The 20,040-nt window shown below is 39.7% G+C and carries 21 protein-coding genes; 4 read left to right on the forward strand and 17 right to left on the reverse strand.

What is annotated here, in order from left to right; all coding sequences use genetic code 11:
• Positions 1-9 precede the first annotated feature (9 nt).
• Positions 10-1,959, reverse strand: a complete 1,950-nt coding sequence (locus tag AC3WJG_RS03385; RefSeq protein WP_098526154.1) for an FUSC family protein — start codon at positions 1,957-1,959, stop codon at positions 10-12.
• Between the two features lie 156 nt (positions 1,960-2,115).
• Positions 2,116-2,376 carry a metal-sensitive transcriptional regulator gene (locus tag AC3WJG_RS03390; protein ID WP_013058561.1) on the reverse strand — a complete coding sequence of 87 codons (261 nt, stop codon included), beginning with the start codon at positions 2,374-2,376 and terminating at the stop codon, positions 2,116-2,118.
• A gap of 445 nt (positions 2,377-2,821) precedes the next feature.
• On the opposite strand from AC3WJG_RS03390, the gene AC3WJG_RS03395 reads away from it, so the two are divergent.
• Both AC3WJG_RS03395 and comJ read left to right on the forward strand, forming a co-directional pair.
• Positions 2,822-3,196, forward strand: a complete 375-nt coding sequence (locus tag AC3WJG_RS03395) for a NucA/NucB deoxyribonuclease domain-containing protein (RefSeq protein WP_225049535.1) — start codon at positions 2,822-2,824, stop codon at positions 3,194-3,196.
• A 35-nt stretch (positions 3,197-3,231) separates the two neighbouring features.
• Positions 3,232-3,639 carry a competence protein ComJ gene (comJ, locus tag AC3WJG_RS03400; protein ID WP_028411020.1) on the forward strand — a complete coding sequence of 136 codons (408 nt, stop codon included), beginning with the start codon at positions 3,232-3,234 and terminating at the stop codon, positions 3,637-3,639.
• Positions 3,640-3,741: 102 nt separating this feature from the next.
• Here the strand turns inward: comJ and AC3WJG_RS03405 are convergent, their stop codons facing one another.
• The 4 genes from AC3WJG_RS03405 to AC3WJG_RS03420 form a co-directional block, all read right to left on the reverse strand.
• Positions 3,742-4,332: a CPBP family intramembrane glutamic endopeptidase gene (locus AC3WJG_RS03405; protein ID WP_102812917.1), complete on the reverse strand. Its 591-nt coding sequence runs from the start codon at positions 4,330-4,332 to the stop codon at positions 3,742-3,744.
• Between the two features lie 396 nt (positions 4,333-4,728).
• Positions 4,729-7,047 (reverse strand): RNA polymerase recycling motor HelD, encoded by a 2,319-nt coding sequence (gene helD / locus AC3WJG_RS03410; protein WP_060747185.1) that lies wholly within the window; start codon positions 7,045-7,047, stop codon positions 4,729-4,731.
• 244 nt (positions 7,048-7,291) lie between these two features.
• Positions 7,292-7,417 carry a hypothetical protein gene (locus tag AC3WJG_RS03415; RefSeq protein WP_016765178.1) on the reverse strand — a complete coding sequence of 42 codons (126 nt, stop codon included), beginning with the start codon at positions 7,415-7,417 and terminating at the stop codon, positions 7,292-7,294.
• 138 nt (positions 7,418-7,555) lie between these two features.
• On the reverse strand, positions 7,556-8,074 hold the full coding sequence (locus tag AC3WJG_RS03420; protein ID WP_223272391.1) for an enoyl-CoA hydratase/isomerase family protein: 519 nt from the start codon (positions 8,072-8,074) through the stop codon (positions 7,556-7,558).
• 239 nt (positions 8,075-8,313) lie between these two features.
• Here AC3WJG_RS03420 and AC3WJG_RS03425 point away from each other — a divergent pair, with 239 nt between their 5' ends.
• Positions 8,314-8,682, forward strand: a complete 369-nt coding sequence (locus tag AC3WJG_RS03425; RefSeq protein WP_102812918.1) for a winged helix-turn-helix transcriptional regulator — start codon at positions 8,314-8,316, stop codon at positions 8,680-8,682.
• A gap of 23 nt (positions 8,683-8,705) precedes the next feature.
• On the opposite strand, the gene AC3WJG_RS03430 is transcribed toward AC3WJG_RS03425, so the two are convergent.
• The 8 genes from AC3WJG_RS03430 to AC3WJG_RS03465 form a co-directional block, all read right to left on the reverse strand.
• A complete protein-coding gene (locus AC3WJG_RS03430; RefSeq protein WP_043978453.1) occupies positions 8,706-9,920 on the reverse strand; it encodes a cytochrome P450 in 1,215 nt (404 codons plus the stop codon).
• 169 nt (positions 9,921-10,089) lie between these two features.
• Positions 10,090-10,485, reverse strand: a complete 396-nt coding sequence (locus tag AC3WJG_RS03435; RefSeq protein ID WP_098526152.1) for a DoxX family protein — start codon at positions 10,483-10,485, stop codon at positions 10,090-10,092.
• A gap of 160 nt (positions 10,486-10,645) precedes the next feature.
• Positions 10,646-12,067 carry a glycosyltransferase family 2 protein gene (locus AC3WJG_RS03440; protein ID WP_337133986.1) on the reverse strand — a complete coding sequence of 474 codons (1,422 nt, stop codon included), beginning with the start codon at positions 12,065-12,067 and terminating at the stop codon, positions 10,646-10,648.
• A 44-nt stretch (positions 12,068-12,111) separates the two neighbouring features.
• On the reverse strand, positions 12,112-13,335 hold the full coding sequence (locus tag AC3WJG_RS03445; RefSeq protein ID WP_336075345.1) for a nucleotide sugar dehydrogenase: 1,224 nt from the start codon (positions 13,333-13,335) through the stop codon (positions 12,112-12,114).
• Positions 13,328-14,854 carry a glycosyltransferase family 2 protein gene (locus tag AC3WJG_RS03450; RefSeq protein ID WP_492587973.1) on the reverse strand — a complete coding sequence of 509 codons (1,527 nt, stop codon included), beginning with the start codon at positions 14,852-14,854 and terminating at the stop codon, positions 13,328-13,330. The genes AC3WJG_RS03445 and AC3WJG_RS03450 overlap by 8 nt, the downstream gene beginning before the upstream one ends.
• A 2-nt stretch (positions 14,855-14,856) precedes the next feature.
• Positions 14,857-15,057, reverse strand: coding sequence for a hypothetical protein (locus AC3WJG_RS03455; RefSeq protein WP_098526149.1), 201 nt, complete (start codon positions 15,055-15,057; stop codon positions 14,857-14,859).
• A gap of 19 nt (positions 15,058-15,076) precedes the next feature.
• Positions 15,077-15,424, reverse strand: coding sequence for a DUF2642 domain-containing protein (locus tag AC3WJG_RS03460; protein WP_043978439.1), 348 nt, complete (start codon positions 15,422-15,424; stop codon positions 15,077-15,079).
• Positions 15,425-15,685: 261 nt separating this feature from the next.
• Entirely contained in the window at positions 15,686-16,360 is a 675-nt protein-coding gene (locus AC3WJG_RS03465; protein WP_014458683.1) for a C40 family peptidase, read from the reverse strand.
• Between the two features lie 184 nt (positions 16,361-16,544).
• Here AC3WJG_RS03465 and AC3WJG_RS03470 point away from each other — a divergent pair, with 184 nt between their 5' ends.
• Positions 16,545-17,834, forward strand: coding sequence for a globin-coupled sensor protein (locus AC3WJG_RS03470; protein WP_098249090.1), 1,290 nt, complete (start codon positions 16,545-16,547; stop codon positions 17,832-17,834).
• Between the two features lie 41 nt (positions 17,835-17,875).
• Here AC3WJG_RS03470 and AC3WJG_RS03475 read toward each other — a convergent pair whose 3' ends face one another.
• The 3 genes from AC3WJG_RS03475 to sigV form a co-directional block, all read right to left on the reverse strand.
• Positions 17,876-18,406 (reverse strand): HTH-type transcriptional regulator Hpr, encoded by a 531-nt coding sequence (locus AC3WJG_RS03475; protein WP_028411008.1) that lies wholly within the window; start codon positions 18,404-18,406, stop codon positions 17,876-17,878.
• 196 nt (positions 18,407-18,602) lie between these two features.
• On the reverse strand, positions 18,603-19,466 hold the full coding sequence (gene rsiV, locus AC3WJG_RS03480; RefSeq protein ID WP_102812922.1) for an anti-sigma-V factor RsiV: 864 nt from the start codon (positions 19,464-19,466) through the stop codon (positions 18,603-18,605).
• Entirely contained in the window at positions 19,463-19,966 is a 504-nt protein-coding gene (gene sigV, locus AC3WJG_RS03485; protein ID WP_098249092.1) for an RNA polymerase sigma factor SigV, read from the reverse strand. The genes rsiV and sigV overlap by 4 nt, the downstream gene beginning before the upstream one ends.
• Positions 19,967-20,040 lie beyond the last annotated feature (74 nt).

The raw sequence follows: 20,040 nt of genomic DNA on the forward strand, positions 1-20,040 counted from the left end.
CCGTGCTTTTTATATCTCCACCTGCAGACTTTCATATAAAGCGACTATTTCTCCTTGAATAATTGGGTATCGTTTCAGGGCTGGAACACTTGAAAGCTTTGGCGCTCGTTTTTGCTCAGCTGCTGCAGCTAGCTGAGCAAATGTTTCCTTAAGCTCTCGTTTCTCCGTTTCTGACAGCTCATATCCTTCAAACGACGCAAGAAGCATATAACCTAACTGCTGGGTAGCGACAACGGCAGGCCACAATCCTTCTAGTTTGACGGCCGTTTTAGAATATTCTCCAATCACATTATCGTACAGGGCCCGAAGATTAACGAGTTCCCCTTGAAGCTTATTTCTTTCTCGTTTAATTCTTTCTTCATCTTGTTCGGTGCTTAGCATTTCTAAAAACTGTCCTTCTTTTCGTATCACATCTCCGAGCAAATACGGCAAACGAAGCGAAGAAGCTCGTTTAAAAACTAATACCGTACCGACCACTCCGATAATAGAACCAATAACAATATCAATCACCCGAGCAGACGTAAAGTAGCTAATCGCTTTATCCGGATGACCGCTTTCAGCGATTAAAAGAGCATTTGGCGTGATAAAGAGCGTGCCGAGAGCGTAGTTTTTAACAATTACAATCTCGATTGTCGATTGAAGCACAAAGACAATGAGTGCAATCACGATTCCTGTGGGCTCAAGCATTAAAATTCCGGTCCCAATTAAAATACCTAAAATCGTTCCGACCGAACGCTGAATACCTCGCTGAACCGTTGCACGAACGGTTGCTCCAAGCATCACTCCCGCGCACGTAAGCGGAATCCAGTAAGACCTAGGAATATTTGTCGTGTAGGCAACGGCTGCGGCAATGATCATAATAATTCCATAGCGCAAAGCGTTTTTAAGCACATACGAACGTTTGTGAAAAGCAGCTTTTAACCGTGTTTTTACGCTGCCTTGTGAAAATTGAATGTACTCCGTTTCTTTTAATTCCTTCATTTGAAGAACGTCATTTACATCCAATAATAATGTGCGCAGCTCTTCTTTGATGGACAGCTCTTCAATTTCTTCACGCACGTCTCGGATTTTTTTATGTTTTTTTAACGTGGCCATTTCGGATGCGAACGTTTCAATCACCGCTTGTGCCTTTTTAGAAACAGCCGGATTAAAATCGTTCGCAGCGGCCATTACAAAGATAAACAGCCCTTCGGCTTTTTGATTTAATAAAAACAGGCGATGCGCAAACGATGATTTTTTCCGATTAATTTTCGCTTGTTTCATCGCCGTTTCCGCTGCCCGAAGCTCCACAACCGTTTTATGCTGCTCGGCGTGAAACGATTCCGTACCAAGAGACCCGACAAATGAAGCTAGCTGCCTGTACGCTTTCGCCACAGCAGCGGTTTCAGGTCCGCGCGGATTAATAAGCCAGCCGCTCATGCTAATACACCAAGATAGTGCTCCTCCTAAAAAAACGAGTCCTGCGTGCAAAAAAACAGCCTGCAAATTCGGCGCTGGAATGCTCGTACTCACAGCAAATGAAAGGACAAAAAACATGGCAGAAGGCCCTGGAATTTTTAACGCTCCGAAAACATAAACCGATACAGCTCCAATAAGACCAAATAAAATAGTTTTCATCCAAGCTATGTCAGCAAATAACGAGCCGAGTGTAAAGCACAGTGTAACGCCAAGCAAAGCTAAAAATAACTTAACGGCACGCTGCGCATAAGGCTCATCTTTTGTATATAAATATGTAAAGCCGCCAATGCTTGCAATGAGTCCGTACTGCAAATGATCAAACAAAATCCCTATTAAAATCGGTAAACTTGAAGACAAGCCTGAGCTAATTCCTCTTACCCAAGGAGAAGAAGCGTGGTTAAAGCGAAAAGCAGCTTTGATTCCCGGCGCTTTTGGAGAAGCCTCAATTTTATGATGAATTTCCGTATGATTATATGCTGGTGACTTTTTGTCATCACTCACCTTGACCTCCTCCTTTCTCTCCATATATCTTTCCTGTTCTTAAAACGAGATAAACCTAAAAAACCGCTGTTCCTATCCGTATTGTGTTTAGGAACAGCGGTTTTTATCCTTATGAGCAGCGTACAATAAAAACAAAAAGCAGATGAAACGAATGTCTCATCTGCTTTTTACTAACAGCTCTACTGCTTCTTTTACTAAGTTTTCGGTATTCTCGCCTTTTTCAATGCTTTCTCTTACACATTGTTCAAGATTGGTGCTGACAATAACACCCATCGTGCGATCAATTGCGCTTCTGGCTGCTGAGAGCTGTGTCACAATGTCACGGCAGTCTTTTCCTTGTTCCATCATATTTAAGACACCTTTTAACTGACCTTCAATACGTTTCAAACGATTTTTAACTTGCTTATCATATTCCATCATACTACTACCTCCGCTCATACATGATTGCGTTTCTTGCTTTTAAGCTGTACGCAAGAAGTAAATGTATACACAACTTTATACCTATTAGGGTATGATGTCAAGTAAAGGAAGTTTACTCTTTTTTGCACTGCTGAGATTTCTTTTCGTTACCTACCTCTTCACACTACATTTAACCTGACTGGTAAGCAGGTTCACAATAAAAAGTATAATTCCCGGAATATTAAGGAGCTTTTCTACTCCTTACAGATAAGAAAAAAAGATCATTTTCACATAAATGTTAATACTTGTTTACACCGTATTTATTGTCCTGTAATCTAAACTTAGCAATCTGAGAGTATAGTTAAGCTGTAAAAACGACTTACACTGGAGGTTTGAGATGGCTGCATACGGGAAAAAATTAATGGCAAGTCTATTCATTATCATGGCATGTATTTTAGGGTTTATGGGACATGCGGCTTTTTTAGCTCCTGAAAAAACGGAAGCTGAAGTAAACTATGATGCGACGCTTTATTTTCCGTTAGACCGATATCCTGAAACGGGTAATCATATTCGTGACGCAATTGCCGCTGGGCACTCTGCCGTTTGCACAATTGATCGCGAAGGTGCTGAAGCGAACCGAGAAGAATCCCTGAAAGGATATCCAACAAAAACAGGCTATGACCGTGATGAATGGCCAATGGCTATGTGCGAAGAAGGCGGAGCAGGAGCTGACATTCGCTATATTTCACCTTCTGATAACCGCGGAGCCGGCTCATGGGTTGGAAATCAGTTAGAACAGTATCCAGATGGCACACGCGTACAATTTATCGTTCAATAATAGCAGAACAAGCTTTACTTTGAAGAGGTGAAATCATGAAAACAAAATGGAAAGAACAAGAGCTAACCATGTCTTATCATCAGTTTACGCTGTTTCAAAAAGGACAGCCAAAGCCCCATCACGACTGGAGTGATGAAGATATTCAAAAAGGATATGTCGCAGACGATAAAGCTATTTCATTTGAAGCCGTATCGAACACAAAAGCCATTATTGAAGTGTGGGTAAACGAAACTCCAGACGCATCACGGGCTGAAAAGACCACTCGCCTTCCTTTTCACGTCGAAAGCGACGGGATTGAAATCAAAAGTGTCTTATCTGAAACTTTAAGCTACGATATTCCAAACGGGTATTATTACGTCACATGCCTGACCATTCCTCTTCAAGAAAAAACAAACTCAGGCCTTTATTTAGTGAAGTATTTACTGCATTTTGAAAGTCAATAAAAAGAAGGCGGCCTACTGTAAACAGTTCAGGCAATATACAACAGTAATAGCTCATAAAAAGCTCAGAGCGATATATAGCTCTGAGCTTCTTGGTGCAAGATGCTAAAATATCCATCCGTTAAAGACCATACCTAAATTAATAATAAAATGAAAAACTATGGCCGGGTATATGCTTTTCGTCTTTAAAACGACAAATGCATAGAAAAGTCCACCAAAAGAAAAAAGTAAACTCATGATTACAGGAATTCCTATTGATATGTGCAAAAGACCGAATCCAATACTCGTAATGAAAACAGCATAAAAAGTGGAAAGATTACTCTTTAAATGAGATAACATGATCCCTCTCCAAAGAAACTCTTCTAAAATAGCGTTTATAACGGAGAATACTATACCGTATATGACGAATGATTTTGTATAGCTTATATCTTCAACGAACAGTAACGGTACAAGGATTGTAGCCGAACCAATCAGACCAAACATTAAAAAGTACGTTAGCTTAATCGAATGATATGGCATCACTATACGTTTCTGCCAGTCTGGTAATGAGGCAAAAAGAAATACCTTCTGTTTGGACAACAAAATGGAAAGCAATAGTCCACCTATGATGAACAGAAGTAAAATTCTGTTTACAATGATTTTCATCTCTTTAGATAGATCCCATTCAATGAAATAATTGCTTCCTATTTGAAACATACATGTTCCTATTAAGAAGAATAGAAAAAGAGAAACTGTTGAACGATATTTAGAGGTTAAAGCATAGATAAAAAGCATGCCTATGATGGGCAACATTCCCGCAGCAAATAACTTATAAGAAAAAAGAACAATCCCGAAGAAAAATAAACTTATTATAAGGATGAGTAATACATTTATTCGTAAATATTGGATATAAAACTCCTCCTTTTACTGTCCTTCTGATTCGTTTTATAGTAGCGGAAATTTAACCAAACAATTTTTAATTAAGCAATGAAAATAAGCTGAATCCGTTTAAATAAAAAAACGAGGACAAAACCTTTGCGATTTCATCCTCGATTTCCTTTACTAATCCTACTGTTACTTTCTCAGATAATCAGAACACCGGCCGTCTTCTTTTTATTGTGCTTGGTATTCATAAGTTTCTTTATTTGATATAAACGGGCTGATTTCACCAAGCGAGAACAGGTGCAGCTCATGCATCGCTCTTGTGCATGCCGTATAAAATAAATTACGCTCGTATTCATCTTGGTAACATTCACTCGACGCATTGTAAATGATGACAGCATCAAATTCAATTCCTTTTGCTAAGTAAGCTGGCAGAACAAGCATGCCTTTTTCAAATGAACTTGTTTCTTTTGTCAGCAGCCTTGCAGACATCGCTTCAGGAAGTGCTTGGAATGCCTGAAGACTTTCCTCAGCTGTTTTGGCAATAACGGCAATCGTTTTATAGTTTTGCTGCTTCAATTCATTAATTTTGTGTATGATTGCCTCATGAAGGTCTTGGACGTTATCTGCAGCCGTAACGGTTGGCTTCGCACCGTCTCGATTAAACGGCTCGATTAAATGACCGTTTGCTACCATATCCCTTGAAAACTCGACAATTTGACGTGTTGATCGGTAGCTTCTCGTAAGAGTCAGCGTTTCTGCTTCTTTCTCTTCGTACAGTTCGCTTGAAAGAATAGTCGGTGCGTTCAAGGCGTGCGCATAGATCGCTTGATTCAAGTCTCCAAGCAGCGTCATTCTGGCATGCGGAAACAGCTCTTTTAAAAACGCCAGCTGAAACGGTGAATAGTCCTGTGCTTCATCAATAAACAAATAGCGAATGACAGGATTAGCTTTGCGCCCTTCAATTTGATCTTTTATATATAAGTAAGGCGTTACGTCTTCATAAGACAGCTTCATGTTCATGACTCTTTGCACCGTATTTTTAGCAGTGTCTTCCCATCCTTCTACATGTAGAAAAAGGTGCCTCCTTTCAAACAGCTGCATATAGATACGTCGAATGTCGATAAATTTAAGCTGCTTGATCGCCTGCTTAATAAATTTCATTTTCTTAGCTACAACGGCCTTTGCTAAATACGCTTGTTCCCGGTCGAAATCATCAAATGAGCTTTCCGTATAGCCTTCCTTTTTCTGCAGATGCTGATAGGCCTCTACATAATCTTCTTTTTCTAAGAGCTGAATTTCTTCTTGAACCCAATCTTTTTTGCGTTCAAGTTTTTCAAGCTGATTAATGAGTTTAAGCGCCCACTCGGCTACGAGCTGCATCCTGTTAGGAATGGAAATTCCCGTATCAAGCGAATAGAAATAAGACAGCAAACGCCGAGCAGATAACACGATTTCGCCGCGAAACTTAATGTTTTTAAAAATGATGTCTTTAGTAGACAGTTCTTTGATATACGCATCTACCTGCTTTTTAAATTCACGGCTTGCCTTGTAGCGAATTTCCTGCATTTTTTGCTTTTTTGCCGCAGCATCTTTTTCCGTTAGCAAATATTCGATTTGAACGAACAAGTCCTCCACTTCAAACTCGTTTCCTAACCGGCCATCGGCATATTGCTGAAACGTTGTTTGTTTCATATTGTCTTCTCCAAGCTCTGGAAGAACGGTTGAGACGTAGCTGTTAAAAAGCGGATTTGGTGAAAACAGCATCATGTTTTCTGCAGTCAGCTGCTTTCGGTGATGATAGAGAAGATAAGCCACGCGCTGAAGAGCCGCAGACGTTTTACCGCTCCCTGCTACTCCTTGAACGATCAGCACTTTATTTTTTTCATTTCGAATAATTTGGTTTTGTTCTTTTTGAATGGTCGCTACAATACTTTTCATTTGACTGCTTGCATTGTGTCCGAGCACTTCTTGAAGCAGCTCGTCGCGAATGGTAATCCCTGTATCAAACATGCTTTTAATTACGCTATTTTCGATAATAAACTGACGCTTTAGCTTCATCTCGCCTTTAATCGCTTCACCTGGCGTTTCGTACTGCGCTTTTCCCGGTGAATAATCATAATAAAGACTCGAAATAGGCGCCCGCCAATCATAAATTAAAAACTCTTCATCTTTTTGATCCATTAAAGAGCCCACGCCCACATAAATAGCTTCTGCTTCTTTTTCACCATTTTCTATAAAATCAAAACGTCCAAAATAAGGGGATTGCGTTAATTTTTTCAATGTTTTTAATTGATCATACGCTTGTCTATGGGTAATTTCACGCTCAGCTAAAAGTTCTGCCTGCTGCTTAATGCTCGTAAATGTCTCAATCACGTCATCTGGCTCATCCATATTAACCGTAACATCGTCCCAAAACGTGCTTCGCAAATCGACAATTTCGCCTTTTACGTTTCCTACGCTTTTACCTATTTTTTCAGCTTTTTGGCTAATTTCTTCTACTACCCAATCAACTCGCTGCTGTTCTTCTGTTAAATTTTTGTCTTTCACTTATCCACACCCCTTACACACGTTACCCGATAACAAAACTTGTTACCGGGTAAAAGCGATCGTTGTTTATTTTTTTCAGAGTCTACATACTTCCCTACTGAGTTCGTAAATCCCTGCTATGTAACCATATTATGTCTTAATTTCCACCGTTAGTATACTGAAAAATAATGAACTCCACAACAAAAAGGGCTGAGAAAGTCTCAAGCCCCTTATCTTTATAGGTCGTTCCTCTACTTATTAGCTACTACTGTTTCCAAAAAGTTAGCAGATGAATGATGGCTGACACCACTTCTACCCCTTGAAACGCCAGTAAACCTGCTGCTGCCGCTGTAAACAATCCGACTACCGCTTCTTTAAAAATGAATGGCATTGATACCAGCTCCTTTGCTTATTTAAAATAAGTAGATTTGTTATCATTCTACTCCTTTTTTCAGAATTTTCAATACCTTTTTATCAACAAAATAAAATAAAACGCTTTCACTTTATAAAAATAAAGTGAAAGCGTTTTTTAAGCTTCCTTTTCTAATGCGTTCAGCGCAAGTGAATATTCTAATCCTTTTCCTTTTTGCACAACGTGCTGCACTTTGCCCATATTACATGCTTCTTGCGCACTAACGGTCATGCCGTTTGTTAACTTGAGCTGTACAGGTTCTTCTGCAATTCGTACGTCGCACGCTAAAGCTAACTCATACCCTCCGCCAAATGTAAAGTTTGTAAGAAGCGCAATCGTTTGTTTGGAGCTGCATGAAATACGCTGAAAAATCGCCCGAGCTGCTACTGCATGAATCGGCTGATAAAGCCTTCCTGTTTCTTCACGTAGGAAAGAAGTTGTTCTATGATCTCCGTTCATTTTATAGTACTCTCCCATAAATACAATAGATCCAACCGACGCATCGTGCTGAAGCTCATTCATCGTTTCTTGCAGCTCATACATGACTTCACTGTTCAAACGATTGAGCATTGACTGATTCATTCGTACAACCGCCACGTGATTTCTTTTTTCTACTTTGATAAATCTTTTCATCATTCCTCCGCCCTTTCCCCTGTCGTCCTTTATAAATAAAGCGCTTTCAAAATATTTCGCTTTTTAATAGAAAAGTTATTTTCATAGTTTCATCATACAACAAACTCATAATTATTTCCATTACTTTTTTAATTTTCCGTCAATAATTCCATGAATCATTTCCATGTTTTTATCAAATAAGACGTGCTATAGTATAAACAGCACAAATGCAGCTGAACTCACTGATAAAAGGAGTAATCACTATGAAATACGACTTAACAAAATGGGAGCCTCACGGCTATTCTTGCCCTGTGGAAGCAGCCGTTGATGTAGTCGGAGGCAAATGGAAAAGCGTCATTTTATATCAATTATCAAAGGAACGCCGGCGCTTTAATGAACTGCGCAGACTCATTCCCGGCGTGACGCAGCGAATGCTCACACTGCAGCTTCGCGAACTCGAGCGCGACGGAATTATCCACCGCGAAGTCTATAAACAAGTTCCGCCTAAAGTAGAATATTATTTAACACCTTTTGGAGAAACGCTCATCCCTATTATCGAGCTGATGTTTAAATGGGGATATGATCATACGGATAAAATTGCTGAAGCGAGAATTCAAGCAGTGAAAGAGTAAAAAGCACGCAAAGCGTGCTTTTTTTATACATGTTTACGAATCAATAATTCTTTTAATCCGTACACAAACGTGCTTTCAATCGGCTTTAACTCAAATGACGGGCTCCAGTCCATCTGCGGATAGCGGTCAATCAGCTCGGCCAGCATAATTTTTGCTTCTATTCGAGCAAGGGGTGCTCCTAAGCAAAAATGAATGCCTCTTCCAAATGCCATGTGCACATTTGGCTTTCGATCGATTTTAAATACATCCGGGTCTTCAAAATACTCCGCGTCTCGATGCGCAGATCCCATCCATGGAACCACGTGTTCGCCCGCTTTTAGTTTCTTGCCTGCAAGAGTCACATCTTCTTTTACGATTCGGTGAAGAGCCTGAACGGGTGAACGATAGCGAAGAACTTCTTCAATCGCAGAAGGCAAAAGTTCTTTCTCTCGTTTGAGTCGTTCAAAAGAAGCTTTATCTTCCATTAAACAATAAATCGTATTTGAAATTAAATTTGTGGTTGTTTCGTTTCCAGCAATCAGCAGCAAAATAGAAAAACCGACGATCTCTTCATCCGTTAGCTGTTTCCCTTCTTCTTTTGCCTGAAGAAGCACGGAGATAATATCATCTCCTGGACGCGTGCGTTTTTCTTCAATGATTCGATAAAAATAAGTTTCTAGCTCATCATTTGCTTTCATTTTCTCTTGCTGCAATTTTTCGAGCGTTTCACGTTCGTTATTAGAAGGACCGGCTACGATAATATCCGACCAATCTTTAAACTGACGCTGATCTTCTATCGGCACGCCTAAAATATCGGCAATTACCATAACCGGAAGCGGATAGGACAGATGCTCGACTATATCAATATCTTCAAGATGCTCAACTTCTTGTAATAATTCAGCTGTAATACGCGCAATTTTAGGCTCCCATGCTTTCATTGCTTTAGGCGTAAAAGCTTTATTAACAAGCGCTCTCATTTCAGCATGCTTAGGCGGATCAATATTAATTAGACTCGTTCCCAGAGCAGTTTGTCTTTGGTTTTGTGGAGGTCTTCGATCAGAAGAAAAAATATTCTTTTGTTCCAGCACTTCTTTGACCCCGTCATAGTGAAAAACATCCCATACCTGCCTTTCTTCATCCCATTGCACAGGCGCGGTGTTTCTCATCTCTTCATACCATGAAAAAGGATTAAAGCGCTCTTCTTTTGTTTGAATTGTATTCACCTGACGGACAATTCCGTTTTCTCTTTCGGTTTTCATGTTAAAACCTCCCCGTATCGTTCAAATAGAATGACTGTGCAGTCATCTATGACCAAATAGTACCATATATACGAATTTTCTTAAAAATGATAGCTGTATATTTTAGTAAAAATGAATCGATAGAAGGATATTTTTTACAAAAAAGGGTAGGCGCATAGCGCCTACCTTTTTAAGAATAATGTTCTTCTGGTTTGTGTAACCGGTTGTCTAACGCGTACGCGCCGCTTCCTGCTAGAATCATATGAAGCGAAACGACAAAAAGGGCAACCTCAAGCTCATAGCCGCCTGTAAAACCAGCACCGCTTTTCGCTGTAAAAATAGCGCCAATCATCACAATTGCAAACAAGACACCGATTAAACGCGTTTGAAATCCAAGAATCATAGCGGCTCCCCCTACGAATTCAATAACCGCAACCGCATAAGCGAAAAACGCAGGAATGCCCATGCTGTGGAAAAAACCGACCGTATTATCAATACCGCTTTGGAATTTGCCAAGGCCATGAATAAAAAACGTTAGCCCTAACATAAGACGAAGTAAAAACGTTCCAAGCTGATAGCTTTTCATTTCTTTTCCTCCTTTTTTACTTTTGTCTGCACATGTAACAATTTTAGTTACAACTGTGAACAAATTCAAGGGGTTAGAACAGAAAAACAAGATATCAGCAAATTTCTTTCCTTATCTTAAACGTTTCTTTTGTAAATGAGCCCCCACCCACACTCCCTACTCAGTCGCGCTGAAGATACGAGAGAAATGCAAAAATATGATCCTGAATAATAAGTTCTGCCGTAGCAGAATGGCTCTTTAATAATAGGTGTTCAGAATATCGAAATCGGTTAAATTTATTTACATCAACATGGTGAACGGCCTGCACATGACAACCTTCTATGATGGCTTTTATTTGGGCAAAAGGCGGTACAGCAAGAGATTCGGGCCTAATTTTCTCCAGGCACTCTCTACTTATGGCATGAGGAACAGCAGTCATGGAGCTCATTAATAAATCTTTTCTTCCTATTGTCTCGTTCAATACGTACTTCCACCCCTGCACAACATGCGTGAGCTTCGCTTCATCTTCACATACGTTTAAAGCTACATCAACACCGCTCGCTACCGCTGAAGCAAACGGATACAACTCTTGAGCTGAAAGAGCAAAATCCCCGTCTATAAAGAGAAGAATATCTCCCGTTGCTGCAAGTGCCCCCGCAGCTCTTCCGCAGTCATGCCCTAACCGCTCATCGTAGACGATAGTTTTGACGCCCTGTTCTTTGGCGTACTTCTCTGACTGATCCGTAGAGCCGTTAATCACAACAATAATTTCCAACGGTTCAAGTTTTCTTGCTTCTGCAATTACTTGTTTGATTGTTTGTTCTTCGTTGCAAACCGGAATAATAACAGAGAGCTGTTTTCCTCCATAAAAAGAAGATAGTTTCCCCCAGCCGTGCTCCACAACTGGAATGGGCTGCGCAAGCATATCCACTCGCCTTTTACGATTCGACGACAGCGTATAGTATGTTTGAAGAAGCTGCTGATAAGATTGAATTCGCTCTTTTCTGCGCAGCGGACGATCAAACGGGCGAAAGCTTCCCTTTCCCTCTGTCTCAATCGTAATATGCGTGCTTACACGATACTGTGTTAAAAACGTCACAAATAAAGAAAGAGGCGGCATCTCCCAGTAGTTCTTTAATACGCTCAGCAGCACGCCGTAAGGTGCTTTTAAATAAGCGTTGGCACGATGAGGCTTTCCAAGCGCATGATGCAGGACCGTACTCCACGTCAGTTCACTGCGATTAAAAGTATTCATCTTTGTTTTTTCCCACTTGTTTAGTACAACATCACTATGTCCGAATAACAGCGCCTGCACAAAACGTTCAATCTCAGAAGCCGAAAGAATAATGTCTCCGTCTACAAATAAGACGACCTCTCCTTTGGCGGCTTTGGCTCCTTCCATTCTTGCTTCATGGGGAGAAAGGCGTTTTTCCACTACTTTTACTATGCACCCTTCTTCTTTTGCTATTTTTACTGAAGCATCGGTACAGCCATTTGCGATTACAATAATCTCAAGCACATTCACTTTCTTAATTTGTTTAAGCACGGTCTTTAGCGTGTCTTCTTCGTTGTAAACAGGCAGCACGACAGAAAGAGTTTTCATTAATATCACCCCTAAAAAAAGAACCACTGAATAACTCAGCGGCTTCATTCATTTAAAATACCTCTTGTATCTACAACTTTTTTTGCATTTTTTACGATTGACCAATCCACCTGACTATGGTCAGTTAATACCAGTACAACATCGCTTTTTTCGATTTCCTCTTTTGTGAGCGGGACAGAAAAGTACGTTTGCTTATTAAAGACGGCAGAGTCAATATACGGGTCATGATACTTTAATTCATACCCTTTTTCTAAAAGACCTTCACACACGGTTAGCGCTGGCGATTCACGTATGTCATTTACGTCTTTTTTATACGCAACGCCCACCACGAGCACGCGCTTTTCATTTGCGTTAAGCTGCTTTTCAACCCGTTTAATCACTTTATTTGGCATTTCTTCATTAATATGATGAGCCGCTTCAATAAGTTCGCTCGTTAATCCATTTTGCTTTAGTTTCCATAAGAAATAAAGCGGATCAACAGGTATGCAGTGCCCCCCTATTCCGGGACCTGGATAATAAGGAGTAAACCCAAACGGCTTGGTAGATGCCGCTTGTAAGACCTCATAAAAATCTATTCCTAATTCCTCGCACAGTTCATTTGTTTCATTCACCAATGAAATATTGACCAGACGCTGAATATTTTCAAACAGCTTGCACATTTCCGCTACTTTTGGAGAAGAAACAGGTACAACCTTATGGAAAATACTTCCGTAAAATGTCTGTATATGATGAAGGCACTCTTTGCTGTAGCCGCTGATCACTTTTGGAATATGCTCAATGTCATACGACTTGTTTGCCGGATCAACTCGCTCTGGAGAATAAGCTAAATAAAAATCTATTCCTGCTTGCAAGTTAGAATCTTTCAAAATAGGCAAAACAATTTCTTCAAGCGTACCTGGGTAGGTAGAGCTTTCATAAATAATCGTTTGCCCTTTTACCATGTATTCTTTTAAGAAAGTAGATGCGCTAATAACTGGTCCTAAATCTGGATTGTGCGTTTCTGTAATTGGGGTTGGTACGGTCACCACTACATACTCGCAGGCTTGAAATGCCGAAATACCTTTTTTTAATTCATATGCTTGAAAATTTTTCTCCTTTTGAATCACATCATTACTTACGTCTGGAATATAGCTTTTCCCTTGTCCTAGCGCTTCAATTTTCCGCTTGTCAATATCAAGTCCAATCACGGTATAGTTTTTCTTAGCAAACAAAAGAGCAAGAGGCAGCCCCACATACCCAAGACCAATAACGGCAACTTTTTTATTCATTCTTCAACACCTCAAACAAAATATCATGTCTTCGTATGTCCGGGAGAAATTCGCCTCTTTCGCTGGTTTGGCTGATATAGTACGCCATGGCTTCTACATAATCACCTAGGATTCGCTGCGTTGATGCTGCCAAACCCTTGACTTTCATATGCTCTTTTCGAATCCGGTTTGTTCGCGCGACATCCACAAAATGAACAGGCTGGACATTAAAGCCGTACATAATACTTTGTAATTGGAATAAAGGCGGAATAATAAGAGATTCGTAGCCTACTTTCTCCATTACACCCCGTTTAATTGCATGCGGAATCGCCGTCGTCGTATTAATGGTTAAATCCGGACGTTTGCAAACAATATTAAGAAAATATTTCGCCGCGCTTACAGAGTGGATGGGATGCACTTCGTCAAGCAGACACTCTAAATTATTAAGCGCTACATCAACTCCTTGGTCAGCCGCTTCTAAATATGGACGCAAATGTTCCGCGGAAATCACAATATCTCCATCTACGAACAAGCAAACTTCACCGCTGCTGTACATCGCACCAATTGCTCGAGGTACATTGTGTCCAAGGCGCTGCTTATAATGAAGAACAGTAGCTCCGGCTTCAATCGCTCGTTTGACCGTTACTTCATCGGCTCCGTTGGCAACCACAATGATTTCCTCCACTCCGGCTTTTCTTACTTCTTTAATCACGTTTGCAATCGTCTCTTTTTCTTCACCTGCTGGAATAACAGCACTGTACTTAACTCCTGTTTTCCGTTTTACATTCGGTGTATAAGCGGAAACAACTTCTCGGTTTCGATTACCATCTGTGAGCCCGCCTCTTATTCCTTTTTCTTCGATAAGATGAGCTAACGCTTTAATATGATCTCCAATAATATAGTTAGTGGAAATAGGGAAAGGAGAATTGGTAGGAATGGTTTTGTGGGTAGTTCTAATCTTATTGGTATAAATAACGTCTGAAGAACACGGTGCAACGATTGACATTCCTTTTAAAAGAGCAATCGTATGAGCAAGAGGCGGGTGAGCTAATTTCTCGTATCCAATTTTAGCTGCCGATGTTTTCTTGATAGCATGGGGAATAGCTGTTAATGCTTGAATGGATAAATCTTCACGCTGCAAGCATAAGTTCAGCATGTATTTCGCAATGGAAACCGGATGCGGACGCACTTTCCGCTTCATAGTCCATGAAAGGTTGTTCAACGCTATATCATGACCGGTTTCTATAGCCTTCGTATATTTCATCAGCTCCTCATGAGGAACCGCTATATCTCCGTCCAAAAAAAGCAAAATATCTCCTTTTGCTTTTTTAGCCCCAATGGCCCTTCCAATATTAATACCAAGAGCTTCTTCATAATAAACAACGTGGCATCCTGCACCCTCGGCGATTTCCTGTGTTGTATCACTGGATCCATTTACGACGACCATAATCTCAAACGGCTTCATTTTTTGAACTTCTTTAATGACAGGTAACAAAGAATCAGCTTCGTTACAGGCTGGAATAATCACTGATACTTTCAAACTCACTCAACTCCGCTGAAAATTCGAACATACGTAATGGATACTAATGGAATGGTTACATCTGCAGGCTCGCCATATGAGCTTGATGTACGTACAACAGCCGCTGCGTCCGTAACAGCAAGCAGTGTTCCATTAATAACCTCAATAGCTGTGATGATTTGCACAAATGAACCTACATTTTCTCGTAATGCATCTTGAAACATATTTTTTTCCTCCTTTCGTTTAAGCGCTTTGAATAGTCACAATGCTTGTAAATGGCAGTAATACCGTTGACGTTGGAGACTCTACTAATTCCAAATAATCATCTCCCACAAACGTGACCACACCTTCAAGTGGACCAGCTGTCGTTTCGATCACAACTTCCTGTCCGATATACTGCTCGGCAATTTCTTTAAAAGGTGATTCTTGAGATTCTTTAATAATACTTATTACGTACTCTTTGAACGTGTCAGAATAAACGACTTCTTCTACTGCTTTCTTTGTGTTTTCCTGAATAAATTCAGCAAATCGATTTGAAAACAAAAGGTGTTTTATCTTTTCTACATAGCGACGGTAACAACAAAAAAACATAAATTTTGTTCCTCCTTTTTATACTGTTATCCCTTCAAATTACCTATAACAATTGACGTAACCTGAGAGATTACTTTATCAATATATACAAGCTGTATCATAAAGGTGACAGAACTTTTGTCGTATTTCCATACAAATACGCACTTGACTAGTCCATTTTGTATAGGGGAATCCCCTACCTACCTCCTACCTACTACTGAAACCAATACAAAAAAGACAAAGCCCTTAGACTTTGCCTTTTTGTATCTATTAAATGATAAATCAGTTAGCTGCAATACGCTTTGCTCCTATATAGCGCTCTTTCCAATAGCTTGAATTTTTATCGCTAATTGTCACGCCTTTAGAAGACGATGCGTTAATAAATTTTCCGTCTCCAAGATAAATACCTGCATGAGAAGGCCCTTCTTTGTACGTTTCAAAAAACACAAGATCTCCTACCTGCGGTTCACTTACATTTTCACCTGCTTTATAGATATCTTCAACCGTTCTGGGAATATCAACGCCTACACTTTCTTTATATACATATTGAAGATATCCGCTACAGTCAAATCCTGAAGGTGTAGTGCCGCCCCATTTGTACGGCGTGCCCATTAAAGATTTTGCTTTGCTGATTACTTTATCCGTATTCACTTCTGATTCGCCTTCTACAACGCCGCCTTTACCTAATGCATTGTATGTATTCTCTCCAACAATTCCATCTGCTTCTAGGTTATGTTTCTCTTGAAAAGCCATAACCGCTTTTTTTGTTTCATAATTAAAATAACGCGATACTTCGCCTTTTAAAAATCCTTTATCTTTTAACACCGTTTTAACTTGTTCAACATCATCATTTGTCATCCCTTGTTTTAAAACCGTGTCGCCAAACGCAGCGTGTCCCATTGCCGGACTTGCAAATAAAGCTCCTCCTACAAGAAGCGCCGATAGCATTTTTTTCATTTCGTTTCCTCCCGAATCATGTTTTAAGCACCGTACAACCATACCATCTGCGGATAACAATTCAATTAATAGAAGATAACAATTTGATAACAATCTTCTTAAACAGCCTCAACTCTTGGATGTAAAACGCCGAAATATAAGAAGAAGAGAAAAACAACTATTCTAGCAAATAAAGGTGATAAACATGAATTGGTTTAAACGAAACAAAGCGCACGCCGAAGCAGCGGCTGTCGAATCCATCACTGTAAAGCTTCATGTATCGGACCCGATGATAAAAAAGCAGATTAACATGATTTCCTTAACAGCAGAGGATCTCGAACGGATTGCCAGATTTCAAGTTCACGCGCTGAATGCCATCGAAGAGATCGTGAACGATTTTTACAAAGCTATTGGCGAACAGCCTCATTTGGTTGCGATTATCGAAAAGCACAGCAGCGTCCATGCATTAAAGCAAACGTTAAAACGGCATATTTTAGAAATGTTTGATGGACAAATAGACGATGCTTTTGTGGTAAAACGTCAAAAAATTTCCAAGATGCACGTCAAAATTGGACTTGAGCCAAACTGGTATTTGTGCGCATTTCAAAATTTATTTACTTCGCTTCTTTCAGTATGTGAACGTACGATGGAATCAAAAGAAGAATGTCTGGCTTTTATTGCAAGTATGACAAAGCTTATTAGTCTAGAACAGCAAATTGTGTTAAAAGCCTATGAGCTTGAATATGACGAGCGGCGCGCTGGACTTCAGACTCAAAAAGAGAAAATTCAGCTAGAAATCTCGCGTACATCCTCTATCCTTTCTTCGTTATCTGAAGAAACGAAAACGTTTATGAATCAAATGCACAGTCAGTCTTCTGACGTCGTTTCCTATGCAAACAAAAGCTCTGAACTAGCAGAAGTCATTGAGAAAGAATCTGTTACAAGTCAAGCAAAATTAAAAGAAGAACAAAACATGCTGGGAAGCATACAAAAAAATACGTCGCTCATTCAAAACAAAATGAAAACGCTCGAACACACATCACAGCAAATTCATCAAATCGTTTCAATTGTTACTTCTATTGCGGAGCAAACGAATTTATTAGCACTAAACGCTTCAATTGAGTCTGCTCGAGCGGGCGAGCATGGAAAAGGATTTGCAGTGGTGGCACAGGAAGTACGGAAGCTTGCAGAAGAAACGAAGAAATCGATTGCTAATATTTCCACTTTTATCGGAGACATTCAAAAACAAATCGAAAGCGTCTCGGCGCTAGGCGGAGAAGTCGCTACATTAACAAAAGATACGGCTGACAATATGAACAACATTACTTCTTTTTTCACGAACGTTCTTAGCATAACAACCGAGAACAAACAGCAAACCGTTCTAACAAAAAAAGAACTTGAAAAAATAGCCGATGTAATGAAGCAGCTGTCTCTGCGTATTGAGAAGATGGCCCATTCCTCAGAAGAACTTGAACGGTTAACTGAAAAAAGTTGATATGCAAAAAAGCCTTCTCAGCTTGCACAAGAAGGCTTTTTTTATTTTTTAAAGCTAGCGGGCTCTTGAGAAGAACGTTCGATAAACTGGACAAAATCCTCTCCGTATATGCTTCGAATCAGAGCCGTCAGCTCCACAAAGTCAGGCAGCTCTCCGTAAACATCTCGAAGCGGCATCGCTCCTTGAAACAAAGGATTTTCAAGAGGGTTATAATCCTCAAGCGTTTTTAAAAACATCTTTTTTCCTTCTTCTGTGAGCTGTACGTATGTATTCCGCTTATCTTTCTCATTTTTAGAAAGGGTAAGATAGCCCCGCAAGTGCAATTTTTTTGCAAAGTTAAAAGCTGTGGATAAATGCATGACGCCTAGCTTTGAAATGTCGGTCATCGACGCGATTTCCAGCTGATAAGCAATCCCCAAAATGTGATGCTCATTAATGCTCAGATCGTACGGCTTAACCCACTGCTCCCAATCCTTTTCAGTAGACTTCCAAAGAGCTTTACTTACTTGCATCACAAGCTGATTAAACAGCATGGCATCTTTAATTGTATCTTGATTTAACGTGCGTTTCACCTCTTCACTTCCTCTCTAGAAATGCAACCGTTCACATCATTTTCCCCTAAGACTTTATAAACAAAAAGAATGAAAATATATACAAAACATTATACATGATTGCTTATATATTTCAACTTATTTTGCATAAAAATAAATTTAAACGTTTCTTTATGTAAAAAAACAGGCGTGAACGTTCAGCGTTCACGCCTGTTTTTTAATGAATATACCGTTTACCAACCAGAAGGTTTGAAATAACATCCGTTGGAATTTCAAACTCAACGTTTCCCATATATCCTGGGGCGACTTTGTATTTATCAAATACAATTCTAAGCTTATGATCTTTCGTAATGTAGAAGCTTTGATTTTCATCAATCTCTTTAAAAGGATCCATATCTTCTTCAGTCAGCCAGTAGATTTTGCCTTCTTCATGTTTCATTTGATCTTTCATTTGCTGTTTAATATTTTCACTAATGACCTTTATATAGCTTTTATCTTTGAACAAACTTGGAAGCGTAACGAGCACTTCGTGTTTTTTATCAATCGTGTCGTACTGATTGACGCTCGACGTTGAAGCTCTCGATTCTTCCACATATCGATGAACCACAAGCAAATCATCGGTATCCGTCATAATATCATAGCCGCTGCTGACAGCCACGTTTCCTTTCTCTCCTTTTTGTAATGTTTTCATCTCTTTTTTAAACTGTTCATACAGCTGCTCGTTTTCTTTTATATACTTTTCATTCAAGCTTGTTTGGAGACCTTTGTTTTCCAAGCCTGAAATCGATGGTGTTTTCACGTCAATACGAGAATGCTTTTCTTCTTGCTTTAGTTCATCAAATGTGATCACTTCTACTACTTTTCCAAGCACAGGAATTTTTGCCATTGCATTTGCCGCGTCTGGACTCACATTCACCGTTGTGATAAAAACAACCGCTGCTGCGGCAATTGCGCTCGGCCAAATATAGGATTTCTTTTTACGAGAATATGAAGAAAGTGCCTTTGCAACAACATCATCTAATTCCTCTGGAATAGGAATGTCATGATACTGCTTCTTTAACTTTTCTATTTTTTCATTCATTGTTCTAAGTCCTCCTCCGTCATCGTAATCCGCAACAGGTTCAACGCTCTGTATAGCCTTGTCTTGACCGTATTTACATTTTCCTCAATAATTTCCGCAATTTCGTCCATTTTTAAATCTTCGAAAAAACGCAGAATAATAATGGTTTTATATTTAACCGGCAGCTGATCCATTGCTTGGTTTAAATCGATATCTTCATACTGATCTTCACGTCCGCTGCTCAAGTACTCAAGCGCTTCATCGTCCATAAGCGTTAAACGTTTATGCTTGCGCAGGAAATCGATTGCTGTTCGTACAACAATTTTATAAAGCCAGCTTTTAATCGATTGAATATCCTTGATACTGTCCATTGAAATGAGTGCTTTTTTAATTGATTCTTGCACAATATCAAGCGCATCTTCTTGATTTTTTACATAGCTAAAAGCAAGCCGGTAAAAATCCGCTTTGTGCTCGGTTATGCACGCTACGAGCATCTGATGTGCATCATGTTTTTTCATCATCTTTCATACCCTTCTATTTTCTCTTGCTGAAGTACATCTATAAGGTAGACGGAATAAGTAGAAAAATAGTTTGG

Source organism: Priestia sp. FW507-14D1A, from assembly GCF_058781295.1.